We start from the raw sequence: 15,365 nt of genomic DNA, 5'->3' as shown, positions 1-15,365 counted from the left end.
CGGCACGGGACCCTACTCCGCCGGGCCCGCGGCCACCCGGCCCGTCAACGCCGCCAGCGAACTGCGTACGTGCGCCATGTGCGCCTGCACCTCCTCGCGGCCCTCCTCGTGCTCCCGAAGCACCCTCTCCGTCTCCCGCACCACACGCTCCTCCGCCGCCCTGGCCCCCGACACCAGCTCCGCCGCCCGCGCCTCCGCGTCCTCCTGGCCGTGCCGGGCCGCCTCCTCCGCCTCGGCGAGCTCCCGCCGCGCCTGCGCGAGCAACGCCTCCCCGCGGTCCGTCAGTTCCTTCTCACGCCGCACCATCGCGGCATCCGCCCCGGCGATCTCCGCGTCCCCCGCCTTGCCCCGCTCGGCGTGCTCCTCGTCCTGGTGCGCCAGCACACCCGCCGTACGGCGACGCGTCTCCGCCATCTCCGCCTCCGCGGCACCACGCACCTCGGCGGCCTCCCGGCGCGCCTCCTCCACCGCAGCCACCCCGGCGTCCCGCGCCGCCGCCGACGCCTCCTGCGCACGGGCCTCCGCCGCTTCCCGCACGGACCCCGCCCACTCACGCGCCGCCCCACGGACCTCCCGGCCCGCGACGTCCGCCGCGTCACCCCACTCCTGCGCGTCCTCCACCGCCGCACTCCGTGCCGCGTCCGCCTCGGCCTCCGCCAACGCCAGGATCTGCTGCGCCCGCTCCCCCAGCGACTGATACGTCTGCGGCGCGAGCGACGCCACCACCTCACCCAGCCGCGCCGACTCCGCCTCCAGCTCCTCCGCCAGACCGGTCAGCCGCGCGATCCGCTCCAGGGCCCCGTCCCGCTCCGCCGACAGCGAGGCCACCATCCGGTCCACCTGCTCAGGGCGGTAACCACGCCCCCGCACACCCACGAACCCGTACGCGGACACCGGTCCACCACTCATCCCTGAAGCCCTCTTTCCCGCTCTCCGACTCCCCGACCATGAAGCAATACGTCAAGGATGCGGTAATTGGCACGGAAGTCGGAATCGATCAGCTGCATTCAGGACGGAAGCGACCCGCGTCACAGAACCCCGCACAAAAAGCGCCCGCCCCCACCAGGGGACGAGCGCCTCTCGCACACGACGGATCAGAACCGACCGGACCGCCTCACAGCAGCCCGTCCCACATCTGCTCCAGCAACACCGACCACCAGCCCTCCGGCGACGCCAGCGCCGCCGGATCGATCGCCACCAGCTGCGCCTGGAAATCGACCGTCCAACGGCCCGCCTGCTCCGGATTCAGCCCGAACCGCAGCCGCCACATCCGGCCCAGCAACGCCATCGACCGCACGAACTCCGGCAGCCCCGTGTTCACGAACTGCGGCGGCACCGGCTGACCACCCGGACCCGCCTCCACCGGAACGGCCACGATGTTCGCCGTCCCGTACTGCACACAGATCGCCCGGCCGAAGTCCGAACCCATCACCAGATACGAACCCGCGTCCGACGCCGGCTGCACCTGACGCTGCGCCGCCAGCTCCGCCAGCGTCGGCACCACCGGATGCCCCGGCTGCGCCCAGAAGAACGGCCCGAAATCGGCGGGCAGCCCCGCCCACATCAGCGTCCGCGCCACCACCTCCGGCACACCCTGACGGGACACCGCACGCTGATCGAAGCGCAGCACACCGGGACCGAACGCCCCGTGCAGCTCCTCCGCCAGTGCCTCCGGAGGCACCACCCCGGCCGGCGGCATCTGCGGCAACGGAGCCCGCACCGGAGCAGGCCGCGCCGGGCCGTCCGCCACCTGGTGCAACTCGCCCTGATGCGTCAGGAGATGCTGCATCCCCTGCTGCCGGCTCGCATGATCCGTACCGTACGGCGCCACACTCGTGATCCGGACCTGCGGCCAGGTCTCCCTGATCATCCGCGCACAGTAACCACCGGGCAGCTCACACGACTCCAGCTCCGTGTGCAGCTCGATGACCTGCTGCGGCGGCACGCCCATCGCGCGCAGCTCGTGCAGCATCTGCCACTCCGGATGCGGGGTACCCGGCGCCGAACGCCGGATCAACTGCTGCTCACTGCCGTCCGCCGCACGGAAGCGCAGCACGGCCTGATAGCCCGGACCGACCGTCGGCTGCCCCGCCGGCTGCTGCGGATAGCCGTACGCACCCGGAGGCGGCGGAGTGTGCGGACCCTGCCCCGGCATCCCGGGCGCACCGGGAGGACCCGGAGGCTGGGGCGCCCCCGGACCGACCTGGCCCGGACCCGCCAGCATCGTCGCGGCATGGTGCACCCCGCCGCCCGGAGGCGGCGTCGCACCCGGAGGAGGACCGGGAGGGCCGGGAGGACCGGGCGGAGGCGTGGACCCCGGAGGCGGCGGCGTCACACCCGCGCCGGGAGCACCCGGAGGCCCGGGAGGAGCGGGCGGACCGGGCGGCCCCGGAGGACGCGGCGCGTTCGGCCCGCCGATACTCGCGTCGGCGAACATCGTCGCGGCATGGTGCATCCCGCCCCCCGGAGGCGGCGTCGCACCGGGCGGTCCGGGAGGACCGGGAGGAGCAGGCGGCGGCGTCGCACCGGAGGGCTGCGCCCCCGGAGGGCCGAGCTGCGAGACGAGCTGCGTCGGCACGTAACCACCCGCGGGCGCACCGGGCGCGCCCGGCCCCGACGGCGGCGGAGTCGCCCCCGGAGGCACCCCGGGAACACCGGGCGCACCGGGCGGCGGCGGAGTCGTCGACCCCACCCCACGGGCACCACGCGGCGGCACCGTGGCCTTGCTCGTCGCGGCGTCCGCGATGTCCCGCGCACCGGCACCAGGAGCGCCGGGAGCACCGGGAGCAGGTGAGGCAGGAGCCGCAGGGCCCGGAACAGGAGACCCCGGAGGCGGCGCATGCGGATCCAGCCCGGGAACGACCGCCGTCGGCGGCAACTGGCTGCCACCCGACATCAGCGCCGTGGGCGCCTCCGCGGGGACGACCGGCGGCGGAACCCCGTCGTCGTCCGACCCGGACAACGGCGGCGCGAACACCGTCGCGGGCAGCGGCACCGCCCCCTCGTCCGACCCCCCGTTCGTGTCCGTACCCGCCCAGGGCGTCGCCCCGGCCGGCACCCCGTCGTTCGCCGTCGGCTCGTGATCCGCCTGCCCACCGGCAGCCGGCCACCGCGCACCCGAACCGTCCCGCGCCGGCGCGGGAACGGACGGAGCAGGAGGCTCGGGAGCAGCGGGCCCCGGAGCAGAAGACGCATCGGCATCGGCATCCGCACGCCGGTCCGGAATCCCCAGCTTGTCCGCCGCCTCCTGCAGCCACTCCGGCGGAGTCAGCAGGAACGACGTCTGATTCAGATCGATACGCTGCGGCGCCTCCGGAGCCGGCTGCGCCTCCCCCGACGCCCCGTAGTCCTCCTCGTACCGCCGTATCACCTCGCCCACCGGCAGCCCGGGCCACAACGTGGCCTCACCACTGTCCCGGGCGATCACCAACCGCTGACGGCCCCCGTCCGAGACAGGGCCCTCCGCGCGGTCCTCGGCCCACACCACGAAACCCAGCTCGAACTCACGGACCCGGACCTCACGGTGCTGATACGCGGGCACGTCACCGTTGACCCACTCATCCGCCCGCTCCTGCGCCTGCGCGAACGTCACCACCGCGCTCACCCCTCCACCGGGACGGCCCGCGCGAAGCCACCGTCCACCATCAGGTTCGCCACCGTCTCCAGCTCCGGCGGATTACCCGCGAGCCGCTGGAGGAACGCATCGAAATCCTCACCGCACGGCAGCAGCAGCCGGTCCACCCGCTCCTGCACACCCCAGCCGTCCTGATCCCGCGCGTCGTCGTACGCGCAGAACCACACCGACCCCACACCCTGGCCGCGCACCTTCACGGCCACGATGCCGCCCTGGACGAAAGCCACGCCCAGGAAGTCCTTGGTGAAGTGGTCCCGCAGACACTTGTTGACGTACACCAGATCGTTCACAGCCGCTTCCTCACGCACCGTGAAGAACGGCTGGTCCACCAGCAGACCCAGCTCCGCGTCCAGCGCAGCACCCACCGGAGCGGAACCACCCGCCGCCTTCAGGAACGACCGGTACGCACCCGGGAGCCGGTACCCAAGATCCTCCTCGACCTGAAGGATCTGCTGCTCACCCACCGCCACCGATGCCTTCGGCAGCCGGAAATGGGCGGGCCTGGTCTCCTGCAGCGGCCGCGTACCCCGTCGGTTCTGATCCACCGCCGTCGTCGCCAGCCCACCGTGATGGCGCAACAACGCCTTCACCTCGACGGGCACCAGCTCCATCCGCCGGCCACCCGCCACGTGATGCCACGTCCAGCCGTGCGGCGTCGCCACCGCGGGAATCGTGTCCCACAGCTCATGACCGCTCGCCGCCAGCGCCGCGTTCGCCGACACGTAGTCCGTCAGCCGCAACTCGTCGATACCGAAGCCCGGAGGAGGATCCGCGATCTCCGCGGCCGCACGCGCATACGGCGAAAGCACCGGATGGCCGTTCCCGTCCACGCGCACACCTCTGGGGTGGCGGGACGCCCGGACAGGGTCCGGGAAATGCACGACCTGCCCGGCATAGGCCGCGTTCGGTGGCGCGGATTGCTGCCCGAGCCGACCTGTCGTCATGGCGGTTGCCCCCTGCTGCGTCCGGTGTTCCGCACAGCCTATGCGGTGGCGCAACAAGGCCCCCCGCCCCCGCTCCTCCACTCACCCAACGTCACCGTGGCGTGACGGACACGCCACAACAGGACCCCCGCCCCGCGACACGAGGACACGTTTCACCCACCCAGCTTCCCCACCACCCTGCATATTTGGCAGGCTGTCCCCCGCAACTCGGGGGATTGCAGGGAGGGACACCAGCACCATGTACTCAGCACAAACAGTCACATCCGGAGACCCGCGTCTCAGTTGGAGCACCACCGAGCCCAGCCGAGCACCCCACCTCCAGCACCGCCGCGACGGCATCCTGCCCGCGGTGGCCGCAGCCCTGTCCGTACGCGGGGAGACACTCACCTGCACCGCGGGCAAGGGCGATCAGCCACCCGTCCTCCACCCACTCGTACAGGACTTCCTCGACACCCTCACCAGCAACCAGCGCGAACGCTTCACCGGACGCTGCCCCGAAGCCATACTCCTGTCACGCCAGCTCACCGCCGCCGACGACAGCCGCTCCAAACGGGCCCAGCGCAAGCCCCTCACCAACGGCGAAGCCCGCCGCGCACTCAAACACGCCCGCCTCACCGCCCGGCGCATCCGCGAGGACGGCGACCCCCTCCACGGCAGCTACGCACCCCCCTGCCGCTCCTGCACGGTGATGCTCGCCCACTTCGGCGTACGCCCCGTCGACCTCACCACGAGTGCGGCGGCCACCGCCGAGAAGGGCTGAACCCACCACCATGCGCGAGCGGACCGACCTACCCGGCCAGCAGAGCCGGACCTCCACCACCCGCTTCCCCGTCGCCGTCGACGCCGCACTCCGCGACGCCGGATGGCAACCCGGCCGCTGGGACATCCGCCAGGCCGAGGAATGGGCCGACGCCCTCCGCTCCCACGCCTCTCCCGCCGGACACCGGCACGCCGTCTTCCCCGCAGCCGTCGAAGCCTGGGCCGAATTCGGCGGACTCCGCATCACCTCCACCGCACCCGGCCGGCAGATCGCCGCCGCCGCCGTGCGCATCGACCCGCTCAGCGGGCTCCACCTGGCACGCACCCTCGGCGACCTCGGACGCGCGCTCGAGACCGAGGTCGCCCCCCTCGGCGAAGAAGGAGACGGCCAGGCGGTCCTCGCCATCGACAGCGAAGGCCGCGTCTACTCCATCGACCACACCGGCGACTGGTACCTCGGCTCCGACATCGACCGCGCCCTGGAAACCCTCATGACGGGCGTCCAGCCCTCCCGCCTCACCTCGGGCTGAGCGCCCCCCACACCGGGCCGAGCGCCGCCCCACACCTCACCGGCGTCCCGGCCCGCGCCCCCACGCCTCGCCGGGCCCCCTCACGCCTCCCGCGCGTCCGGCAGCACCGCCGACACCCGGAATCCCCCCGCATCCGTCGGCCCCGACACGAACACGCCCCCGAGCCCCAGCACCCGCTCCCGCATCCCCACCAGACCGTTGCCACCACTGGGCAGCCCCGCATCCGCCGTCACACCGTCCGTGGGGCCGTTCTCCACCTGCATCGCCACCTCGGCACCCCGATGCGCGAGCCGCACCCACGTCTTCGCACCCGCGGCGTGCTTGTGCACGTTCGTCAACGCCTCCTGCACCACCCGGTACGCCGTCTGCTCCACCTCCGGCGCGTACGGACGCAGCTCCCCCTCCACGGACAGCTCGACCGTCATCCCCGCCTCGCGCGACTGCGCCACCAGCGCGTCCACCTCGCGCAGCCGCGGACCGTCCTCCACCACCACCGCGGCAGCCATCGCGGCCACCCGCCCCACCGAGGCCAACGGCACCCGCCCCGCCTCCGGAGCCACCGACGCGTCCGAGCTCCGCAACACCCCGAGCATCTCCCGCAGCTCCGTCAACGCCTGCCGCCCCATGTCCCCGACCAGCGCGGCATTACGCACCGCCTTCGCCGGATCCTTCGGAGCCACCGCCTGCAACGCCGCCGCGTGCACCACCATCAGACTCACCCGGTGCGCCACCACGTCATGCATCTCCCGGGCGATCCGGGTCCGCTCCTCCGTACGCGCCCACTCGGCCCGCTCCTCCGCACGGTCCGCCAGCAGCGACAGCTCCCGCTCCAGCGAGTCCGCACGCTCCCGCAGGCTCTCCATCAGCCTGCGCCGGGCCCCGATGTACAGACCGAACAGCACCGAGGGCGCCGTCAGCCCCAGCGACATGAAGAGGGACACCACCGGGACGTACCAGACGCCCGGCCCGAAGTCCGCGTCGGCGTCCACGCTCTGCCGCAGCCGCACGTACGACACGATGAACGTGCCGACGAGCGTCATCCCCGTCAGGACCACCGTGATCCTGCGCGGCACCTCCGAAGCCGCCAGGGTGTACAGCCCGACGATCCCCATCAGGAAGCCCATCTCGGCCGGCGTCGTCGCTATCGACACCAGCACCACCGCGATCGGCCAGCGCCTGCGCAGCACCAGCACGGACCCCGCGAACAGCCCGAAGAGAACGGCCAGCGGCACCGGAAGCCCGGTGTCCCCGGCGAACTGCACCCCCTCGAGCGCACACTCCAGCGCCGAAACCAGCGCCAGCCCCACGTCCAGGGCGACACTGCGCCGCCGCTCCCACCACCAGTAGCCGCGGGTGGTCGGACCCGCCGCTTCCCGGTCTGCCCCCGTTGCGGTCATGGCATCCAGCCTACGGGCGGCCGCATCCCTTTTTCCGGAGACTCCATCAGCACGGAAAAGTGTCCGTTCGAGCAACAGAACGGGGCAGACCGCGCGATCCGGTGAACCGACGGACGGCCGTCGGGAAGCGCGGCCCCAGGACGGCGCGGAAGAACACCGGTGACAACCAACGAGGTTGCTCGACCGTCCACGCGACCAGAAGTGCGGAGCTCCATCGTCGCGCGGAGGGTGCCTGGTACGGCATAGTGTTGGGTGCCAATAGGGCGGGCTGGAGAAATGTCCGCTTTGATCCCCCATGGTGTAATTGGCAGCACAGTAGCTTTTGGTGCTATTTGTCCGGGTTCAAGTCCTGGTGGGGGAGCTTCTCGTGCGGGCCCCGACCTCACCGGTCGGGGCCCGCGTTCGTTTCGGGCATATACGCCCCCGGTATCCTGCGGGTGTCCACCACCCGAAGCCGAAGGGCAATCCCGTGAGCGTCCACCCTCCCCAAGTTCTCGGCTCCGCTCGAACAGGGGACGCACCACTGGCCGCCGTCGTCGTCCTCGCAGCGGGTGAGGGCACCCGCATGAAGTCGAAGACACCCAAGGTCCTGCACGAGATCTCCGGGCGCTCGCTCGTCGGGCACGTCGTCGCCGCCTCCCGTGAGCTCGACCCTCAGCACCTCGTCGTGGTCGTCGGCCACGCCGCCGAGCAGGTCACCGCGCACCTCTCCGCCGGCGAGACCCCCGTGCGCACCGCCTTCCAGGCCGAGCAGAACGGCACCGGTCACGCGGTCCGCATGGGCCTGGAGGAGCTCGGCGGCACCGTGGAGGGCACCGTCGTCGTGGTGTGCGGCGACACCCCGCTGCTCTCCGGCGAGACCCTCTCCGCGCTCGCCGCGACCCACACCGCGGACGCCAACGCCGTCACCGTGCTGACCGCCGAGGTCCCGGACTCGACCGGCTACGGCCGGATCGTCCGGGACGCGGCCACCGGGGCGGTCACCGAAATCGTCGAGCACAAGGACGCCACCGACGCGCAGCGCGCGATCCGGGAGATCAACTCCGGCGTCTTCGCCTTCGACGGCCGCCTGCTGAGTGACGCCCTGGGCAAGGTGCGCACGGACAACAGCCAGGGCGAGGAGTACCTCACCGACGTCCTGTCGATCCTGCGTGAGGCCGGGCACCGCGTGGGGGCGTCGGTGGCCGACGACCACCGCGAGATCCTCGGCATCAACAACCGCCTCCAGTTGGCCGAGGCCAGGCGGCTGCTCAACGAGCGTCTCCTGGAACGCGCGATGCTGGCGGGCGTGACGGTGGTGGACCCGGCGTCCACGCTGATCGACGCGACGGTGACGTACGAGCGCGACGCGATCGTGCACCCGGGTACGCAACTGCTGGGTGCGACCCACCTCGCCGAGGACGCCGAGGTGGGGCCGAACTCCCGGCTGAAGGACACCGTCGTGCACGCGGGCGCGCGGGTGGACAACACGGTCTCGGACGGTGCCGAGGTGGGCCCGGGCGCGACGGTCGGCCCGTTCGCCTACCTGCGGCCCGGTACGCGCATGGGCGCCAGGTCCAAGGCGGGTACGTACGTCGAGATGAAGAACGCCACGATCGGCGAGGGCACGAAGGTGCCTCACCTGAGTTACGTCGGGGACGCGACCATCGGCGACCACACCAACATCGGTGCGGCGAGCGTGTTCGTGAACTACGACGGGGTGGCCAAGCACCACACGACGATCGGGTCCCACTGCCGGACCGGGTCGGACAATATGTTTGTGGCGCCTGTCACGGTCGGGGACGGCGTTTACACCGCCGCGGGTTCGGTCATCACCAAGGACGTACCGTCCGGTTCACTGGCCGTGGCCCGGGGCCAGCAGCGGAATATCGAGGGCTGGGTCGCCCGGAAGCGTCCCGGGAGCGCGGCGGCTCAGGCCGCTCAGGCGGCCACGTCGGAGCCCGACGGCGAAAGCTGACCGGAAACAGGTGCGCCAAAGGCGGCGTACCGTGATAGATGCTCACCCATTTCGGCTGGCTCGTCGCACTTCGGGACCCATGCGTGCGGTGCCAGATACACGTCTGAGGAGACTGTGCTGTGACCGGGATCAAGACGACCGGCGAGAAGAAACTGATGCTCTTCTCCGGCCGCGCCCACCCCGAGCTGGCCGAGGAGGTCGCACACCAACTGGGTGTCGGTCTCGTGCCGACGAAGGCCTTCGATTTCGCCAACGGTGAGATCTACGTCCGCTTCCAGGAGTCCGCCCGTGGCGCCGACTGCTTCCTGATCCAGAGCCACACGGCTCCGATCAACAAGTGGATCATGGAGCAACTGATCATGCTGGACGCGCTGAAGCGCGCGTCGGCGCGGTCGGTGACGGTCATCGTGCCGTTCTACGGCTATGCCCGTCAGGACAAGAAGCACCGTGGCCGTGAGCCGATCTCGGCCCGTCTGGTGGCGGACCTGATGAAGACGGCGGGTGCGGACCGTGTCCTCACCGTCGATCTGCACACGGACCAGATCCAGGGCTTCTTCGACGGTCCGGTGGACCACCTGTTCGCGCTGCCGATCCTGGCCGACTACGTCGGTGCGAAGGTGGACCGGTCGAAGCTGACGATCGTGTCCCCGGACGCCGGCCGTGTGCGGGTCGCGGACCGCTGGTGCGACCGCCTGGACGCGCCGCTGGCGATCGTCCACAAGCGCCGCGACAAGGACGTGCCGAACCAGGTGAGCGTGCACGAGGTCGTCGGCAACGTCGAGGGCCGGGTGTGCGTGCTGGTCGACGACATGATCGACACGGGTGGCACGATCTGCGCCGCCGCGGACGCCCTGTTCGCGCACGGTGCCGAGGACGTCATAGTGACGGCGACGCACGGGGTGCTCTCCGGCCCCGCCGCGGACCGGCTGAAGAACTCCAAGGTCAGCGAGTTCGTGTTCACGGACACGCTGCCGACGCCGGGTGAGCTGGAGATCGACAAGATCACGGTGCTCTCGATCGCTCCGACGATCGCGCGTGCGGTGCGTGAGGTGTTCGAGGACGGTTCGGTGACGAGCCTCTTCGAGGAGCAGGGCTGATCACCTTCGGGTGACATCCCTCCGGAGGACGGCCTCCGGACGACCGCCTGCGGGTGATCGACTTTGGGCGCGGCCTCCCCGCCGGGTAGACTCAGTGAGTTGCTCGGCGAGGGAGGCCGTTCTCATGCGTGGTCATGGGAATCGGTGGTCCGTTATCGACGCGCTCTTCGTAGCAGGCCTGTCGTGGGCCGGGTGACCATCGGATTTTCGTCACCTTACGAGGAGTGCAGCATGGCTGAGATCAAGCTCGACGCAACGGTCCGTACGGAGTTCGGCAAGGGCGCTGCCCGTCGCACCCGTCGCGCCAACCTGGTTCCCGGAGTCGTCTACGGCCACGGTGCCGAGCCGGTCCACATCAACCTGCCGGGTCACGAGCTGCAGCTCGCCCTGCGTACCGCCAACGTCCTGATCGGTCTCGAGATCGACGGCAAGGACGCCCTGGTGATCCCCAAGGCCGTGCAGCGCAACGCCATCAAGGGCAACATCGAGCACGTCGACCTGCTGACCGTGAAGCGCGGCGAGAAGGTCAACGTCGAGATCGCGGTGCACGCCGAGGGCGACCTGGCGCCGGGCGCCAACCTGCTGGAGTACGTGCAGAACACCCTGCTCGTCGAGGCCGAGGCCACCCACATCCCCGAGTCGGTCACGGTCTCCGTCGCCGGTCTGGACGCGGGTGACTCGATCGCCGCGAAGGACATCGAGCTGCCCAAGGGTGCCGTGCTCGCCGGTGACGAGGACGCCATCGTGCTGCAGGTCGTCGCCGCGCAGGCCGAGGAGGCGCCTGCCGAGGGCGCCGAGGCCGCAGGCGCCGAGGCCTGAGCCTCGCCCCACCTGCTTGACTGACGGGGTGGCGGTTCCCTTCCGGGGGTTCCGCCGCCCCGTTTCCCTGTATCGACCGGTATGTACGCACTGCGAGGAGACCGAGCTCTGATGTCCGACGCCACCGACCCCTGGCTGATCGTGGGCCTCGGCAATCCCGGTCCCGACTATGCGGCGAACCGGCACAACGTGGGCTTCATGGTGGCCGATCTGCTGGCGGAGCGGATGGGCGGGAAGTTCAAGCGGGCACAGAAGGCGCAGGCGCAGGTGCTGGAGGGGCGGATCGGTCCGCCCGGGCCGTCGAGCCGTCGTGTGGTGCTGGCGAAGCCGATGTCGTACATGAATCTGTCGGGCGGTCCGGTGACGGCCCTGCGGGACTTCTACAAGGTGCCGACGGATCATGTGGTGGCGGTTCATGACGAGTTGGACATCGATTTCGGGATGCTGCGGCTGAAGCTGGGCGGGGGTGACAACGGGCACAACGGGCTGAAGTCGATGACGAAGGCGATGGGTCCGGATTATCACCGGGTGCGGTTCGGGATCGGCCGGCCGCCGGGGCGGATGCAGGTCGCGGACTTCGTGCTGAAGGATTTCTCGTCCGCGGAGCGCAAGGAGCTCGCGTATCTGGTGGACCGGTCGGCGGACGCGGTGGAGTCGTTGCTGGCGGAGGGTCTGGAGCGGGCCCAGTCCGCGTACAACTCCTGACATTCCTGTTGCTTCTCGGGTGTTTTTCGGCCACAGGTTGACCGACGGCAGGGCTCTGCCCAAGGATCTGCCCCCATGAAGCGGAGTTCCTCGCACCGACTGCTGGCCCATGGGCGTACGTTCGCCGCGGGCTGTGTCGTCCTGTTGTTGCTGGCCGCAGGTGTGTGGACGTCGTGGGAGACCGCGCACCACATCGTTCTGGCGAAGGGCCGTGAGCACGGGACGATGGTGGTGACGGCGTGCGGTGAGGACACCTGCACGGGGTCGTTCTCGCCGGACCCGGCTTCGTCCGACCGGCCCTCGGTCACGGTGGAGCGGTCCGTCGCGGCGAGGAAGGGGGATCGTTTCCCCGTCGTGGTGAAGCCCGGGACCGGGGACGTGGTGCGTACCGGGACACCGGGCTTTCTGCATTCCTGGGCGCCACTGGGCGGTGCGCTGGTGCTGGCCGCACTGGTGATCGGTGGCGGCATGCGGCTGACGCGGACGGCGTGGGGGGCGGGGATCGCGGGTGCGGCCCTGCTGACGGCGACCTTCGTCGCCCTCTGACAGGACCGCACCGCGCGGTCTTCCCCTGTGGGGGTCAGCCGGTGTTACGGAGTCCCGCGGCCACACCGTTGACGGTGAGCAGCAGGGCGCGGGCCAGGAGCGGGTCCGCTTCCTCGCCGCGTTCGGCGGCCTGGCGCTGGCGGGCGAGCAGGGACACCTGGAGGTAGGAGATCGGGTCCAGGTAGGCGTCACGGATGGCGAAGGTCTGCTGGAGCACCGGGCTGGTGCCGAGGAGTTCCTTGCCGCCGGTGACCTTGAGGACTTCCTGCACGGTGAGTTCGTGCTCGGCCTGGATGACGTCGAAGACGTGCTTGAGCTCGTCGGGCACGAGGGTGTCGACGTAGTGCCGGGCGATGCGCAGATCGGTCTTGGCGAGGGTCATCTCGACGTTGGAGAGGAAGTTCTGGAAGAAGTGCCACTGTTCGTGCATCTCGTCCAGGACGGTGTCGAGACCGGCTTCGCGCAGTGCCTTGAGGCCGGAGCCGACGCCGAACCAGCCGGGGACGATCTGGCGTGACTGGGTCCAGCCGAAGACCCACGGGATGGCGCGCAGGCCGTCGAGCGAGACGCCCGAGCCGGGGCGCCGGGAGGGCCGCGAGCCCAGGTGCAGGTCGGCGAGCTGGTCCACCGGGGTGGAGGCCAGGAAGTAGGCCGGCAGGTCCGGGTCCTCGACGAGCTTGCGGTAGGCGTCGTGGGCGGCGTCGGAGACGGTGTCCATGGCCGCGTCCCAGCGGGCCAGCGCCTCGTCGGACTGGCGGGGTGCGGTGTGCAGGGCGGAGGCCTGGAGGGTGGCCGCGACGGTCAGCTCCAGGTTCTCCCGTGCCAGTGCCGGGATGAGGTACTTGTCGGAGATGACCTCGCCCTGCTCGGTCACCTTGATCTCGCCCTCCAGGGTCCCCCAGGGCTGCGCGAGGATCGCGTCGTGCGAGGGGCCGCCGCCGCGGCCGACGGTGCCGCCGCGGCCGTGGAAGAGGCGCAGGCGTACGCCGTAGCGGTGGGCCACGTCGCGGAGCCGGCGCTGGGCGCGGTGGATCTCCCACTGCGAGGTGGTGATGCCGCCGAACTTGGAGGAGTCGGAGTAGCCGAGCATGACCTCCTGGACGTCGCCGCGGAGTGAGACGAGGCGTCGGTAGGAGGGGTCGGCGAGCATCTCGTCGAGGATGACGTCGGCGGCCTTGAGCTCGTCGGTGGTCTCCAGGAGCGGGACGATGCCGATCTTGGCCCAGCCGCCGTGGAGGTCGATGAGGCCGGCCTCGCGGGCGAGGACGGCGGCTGCGAAGACGTCGTCGGCGCCCTGGCACATCGAGATGATGTAGGACTCGATGACTTCGGGGCCGAAGCGTTCGAAGGCCTGCTTGATGGTGTGGAAGACGCCGAGGGTCTTCTCGCCGGCGGCGTCGAGCGGGGCCGGGGTGGGTGCGAGGGGGCGGCGGGAGCGGAGTTCCTTGGCGAGGAGCTTCTGCCGGTAGTCGCGGGGCATGTCGGTGTAGCGCCAGGATTCCTCGCCGAGGCGGTCGAAGAGCTGGCCGAGGGTGTGGTGGTGGGCGTCGGCGTGCTCGCGGACGTCCATGGTGGCGAGCTGGAGGCCGAACGCGGTGAGCGTGCGGATGGTGCGGTTCATGCGGCCGTCGGCGAAGAGTCCGCCGCGGTGTTCGCGCAGGGAGGTCTGGATGAGCGCCAGGTCGGCGATGAGCTCGGCGGTGCCGAGGTAGTCGCAGCCGGGGCGGTGGGGCGTGCCGGAGGCGAGGCGCTCGCGGGTGTTGACGAGCTTCTGGCGTACGCAGGTGGCCTTGAGCCGGTAGGGCTCCTCGGCGTTCAGCCGCTTGTAGCGGGGGCTGATCTCGGGGAGGCGCTCCAGGTCGGTCTGGAGCGAGGTGAGGAGCTCGTCGGTGGCTCCGGTGTAGCGGATGGAGTTGGAGAGCAGTCCGCGCAGCTGGTCGACGAGTTCGAGGGCGTCGGTGATGCCGTGCTCGTGCTGGAGGATGAGCACGTCCCAGGTGACGGTGGGCGTGACGTTGGGGTTGCCGTCGCGGTCGCCTCCGATCCAGGTGCCGAAGGTGAGCGGGCGGGTGTCGGCGGGCAGTTCGACGCCGACGCGCTCCAGCTCCGCGGCCAGGTCCTCCAGGACGTCGCCCACCGCGTTGGCGTGGAGTTCGTCGAGGTAGTAGATGGCGTTGCGGGCCTCGTCGGCGGGCTCCGGGCGGACGACGCGGAGTTCGTCGGTCTGCCAGATGAGGTCGATGTTCTCGGCCAGCCGGATGTCCTGGCGTCGTCGGTCGGCCTCGATGACGGGCGTTTCGAGGAGTTCGGCGATGCGGCGGAGCTTGTTGAGCACGGAGCGCCGTGCGGCCTCGGTGGGGTGCGCGGTGAAGACGGGCCGGACGTTGAGGTTCTTGACCGTCTCGCGCAGGTGCTCGGGGTCGGCGTCCTTGAGGCGGTCGGCGGTGCGGGCGAGGAGCCCGCCCTCGGCGGACCGGCGGTCGCGCATCTCGTGGGCGCGGTGGACCTGCTCGGTGACGTTGGCGAGGTGGAAGTAGGTGGAGAAGGCGCGCACGAGCTGCGCGGCGGTCTCCAGGTCCGTGTCGCCGAGGAGCGCGGCCGCTGCCTCGCCGTCCTCGCGGGTCAGGGCGCGGACTCGCTCGACGAGGTCGAGGAGGTCCTGGCCCTCCTGTCGTACGAGGGTCTCGCCCAGCAGGTCTCCGAGGCGGCGGATGTCTGCCCGCAGTTCGGTGTTGGCGGCAGGGGTCTGGTCGGCACTGCTCACAGTGTGCGGCTCCTTGCAGTGGTTGAGCACGTCTGTCAGGGGAGGCCGGGGCGCTCGCGGTGCTGACGGGTCACCCCGGGTGTGCAGAGTGCGGACCGCGCTGTCCGACGCACCCAGGATAGGTGTCCGGCCGTCCGGCGTGCTCGCTGCCCTGCGGGGTGGCCCGGATCGGGGGTACCCGAGGAGTGGGAGGCCTCGCCGCACAAGGGTTGT

The 15,365-nt window shown here is 71.0% G+C and carries 12 protein-coding genes and 1 tRNA gene; 8 read left to right on the top strand and 5 right to left on the bottom strand.

Annotation, left to right across the window (positions count from 1 at the left end; genetic code table 11):
* Nucleotides 1-12: 12 nt before the first annotated feature.
* The 3 genes from P8A20_RS21255 to P8A20_RS21245 form a co-directional block, all read right to left on the bottom strand.
* Nucleotides 13-909, bottom strand: coding sequence for a cellulose-binding protein (locus P8A20_RS21255; RefSeq protein ID WP_187282417.1), 897 nt, complete (start codon nt 907-909; stop codon nt 13-15).
* Nucleotides 910-1,114: 205 nt separating this feature from the next.
* The gene (locus P8A20_RS21250) at nt 1,115-3,595 is read right to left on the bottom strand and encodes an SUKH-4 family immunity protein (protein ID WP_371606784.1); all 2,481 of its coding nucleotides are present in this window, start codon (nt 3,593-3,595) and stop codon (nt 1,115-1,117) included.
* A gap of 5 nt (nt 3,596-3,600) precedes the next feature.
* On the bottom strand, nt 3,601-4,578 hold the full coding sequence (locus tag P8A20_RS21245; RefSeq protein WP_147963812.1) for an SMI1/KNR4 family protein: 978 nt from the start codon (nt 4,576-4,578) through the stop codon (nt 3,601-3,603).
* Nucleotides 4,579-4,816: 238 nt separating this feature from the next.
* Between P8A20_RS21245 and P8A20_RS21240 the strand changes: the two genes are divergently transcribed.
* Together P8A20_RS21240 and P8A20_RS21235 are read left to right on the top strand one after the other, a co-directional pair.
* A complete protein-coding gene (locus P8A20_RS21240) occupies nt 4,817-5,338 on the top strand; it encodes a YwqJ-related putative deaminase (RefSeq protein WP_306104043.1) in 522 nt (173 codons plus the stop codon).
* A 10-nt stretch (nt 5,339-5,348) separates the two neighbouring features.
* On the top strand, nt 5,349-5,867 hold the full coding sequence (locus tag P8A20_RS21235; RefSeq protein WP_306104042.1) for an SUKH-3 domain-containing protein: 519 nt from the start codon (nt 5,349-5,351) through the stop codon (nt 5,865-5,867).
* A gap of 80 nt (nt 5,868-5,947) precedes the next feature.
* On the opposite strand, the gene P8A20_RS21230 is transcribed toward P8A20_RS21235, so the two are convergent.
* Nucleotides 5,948-7,264, bottom strand: a complete 1,317-nt coding sequence (locus P8A20_RS21230; protein ID WP_306104041.1) for a sensor histidine kinase — start codon at nt 7,262-7,264, stop codon at nt 5,948-5,950.
* A 289-nt stretch (nt 7,265-7,553) separates the two neighbouring features.
* On the opposite strand from P8A20_RS21230, the gene P8A20_RS21225 reads away from it, so the two are divergent.
* From P8A20_RS21225 to P8A20_RS21200, 6 genes are all read left to right on the top strand, one after another.
* Nucleotides 7,554-7,625, top strand: a tRNA-Gln gene (locus P8A20_RS21225).
* 162 nt (nt 7,626-7,787) lie between these two features.
* Nucleotides 7,788-9,221 carry a bifunctional UDP-N-acetylglucosamine diphosphorylase/glucosamine-1-phosphate N-acetyltransferase GlmU gene (glmU, locus tag P8A20_RS21220; protein WP_371934440.1) on the top strand — a complete coding sequence of 478 codons (1,434 nt, stop codon included), beginning with the start codon at nt 7,788-7,790 and terminating at the stop codon, nt 9,219-9,221.
* Nucleotides 9,222-9,340: 119 nt separating this feature from the next.
* Nucleotides 9,341-10,318: a ribose-phosphate diphosphokinase gene (locus P8A20_RS21215; RefSeq protein WP_014155809.1), complete on the top strand. Its 978-nt coding sequence runs from the start codon at nt 9,341-9,343 to the stop codon at nt 10,316-10,318.
* Nucleotides 10,319-10,549: 231 nt separating this feature from the next.
* Nucleotides 10,550-11,137: a 50S ribosomal protein L25/general stress protein Ctc gene (locus tag P8A20_RS21210; protein WP_147963814.1), complete on the top strand. Its 588-nt coding sequence runs from the start codon at nt 10,550-10,552 to the stop codon at nt 11,135-11,137.
* A gap of 111 nt (nt 11,138-11,248) precedes the next feature.
* Entirely contained in the window at nt 11,249-11,842 is a 594-nt protein-coding gene (gene pth / locus P8A20_RS21205; RefSeq protein WP_147963815.1) for an aminoacyl-tRNA hydrolase, read from the top strand.
* Between the two features lie 75 nt (nt 11,843-11,917).
* Nucleotides 11,918-12,388, top strand: a complete 471-nt coding sequence (locus P8A20_RS21200; RefSeq protein WP_147963816.1) for a hypothetical protein — start codon at nt 11,918-11,920, stop codon at nt 12,386-12,388.
* Nucleotides 12,389-12,422: 34 nt separating this feature from the next.
* Here the strand turns inward: P8A20_RS21200 and ppc are convergent, their stop codons facing one another.
* The gene (gene ppc / locus P8A20_RS21195; protein WP_306104040.1) at nt 12,423-15,152 is read right to left on the bottom strand and encodes a phosphoenolpyruvate carboxylase; all 2,730 of its coding nucleotides are present in this window, start codon (nt 15,150-15,152) and stop codon (nt 12,423-12,425) included.
* Nucleotides 15,153-15,365: the final 213 nt, after the last annotated feature.

Source organism: Streptomyces sp. Alt3, assembly GCF_030719215.1.
GTDB lineage: Bacteria > Actinomycetota > Actinomycetes > Streptomycetales > Streptomycetaceae > Streptomyces > Streptomyces glycanivorans.
The sequence above is the reverse complement of the archived record's forward strand: the minus strand, read 5'-3'. Positions and strand labels throughout refer to the sequence as shown.

What these genes read in the sequence shown, in the direction of transcription:
- P8A20_RS21255 (WP_187282417.1), bottom strand. Translation starts at nt 909, where the DNA reads ATGAGTGGTGGACCGGTGTCCGCGTACGGGTTCGTGGGTGTGCGGGGG.
- P8A20_RS21245 (WP_147963812.1), bottom strand. Translation starts at nt 4,578, where the DNA reads ATGACGACAGGTCGGCTCGGGCAGCAATCCGCGCCACCGAACGCGGCC.
- P8A20_RS21240 (WP_306104043.1), top strand. Translation starts at nt 4,817, where the DNA reads ATGTACTCAGCACAAACAGTCACATCCGGAGACCCGCGTCTCAGTTGG.
- P8A20_RS21235 (WP_306104042.1), top strand. Translation starts at nt 5,349, where the DNA reads ATGCGCGAGCGGACCGACCTACCCGGCCAGCAGAGCCGGACCTCCACC.
- P8A20_RS21230 (WP_306104041.1), bottom strand. Translation starts at nt 7,264, where the DNA reads ATGACCGCAACGGGGGCAGACCGGGAAGCGGCGGGTCCGACCACCCGC.
- P8A20_RS21210 (WP_147963814.1), top strand. Translation starts at nt 10,550, where the DNA reads ATGGCTGAGATCAAGCTCGACGCAACGGTCCGTACGGAGTTCGGCAAG.
- pth (WP_147963815.1), top strand. Translation starts at nt 11,249, where the DNA reads ATGTCCGACGCCACCGACCCCTGGCTGATCGTGGGCCTCGGCAATCCC.
- P8A20_RS21200 (WP_147963816.1), top strand. Translation starts at nt 11,918, where the DNA reads ATGAAGCGGAGTTCCTCGCACCGACTGCTGGCCCATGGGCGTACGTTC.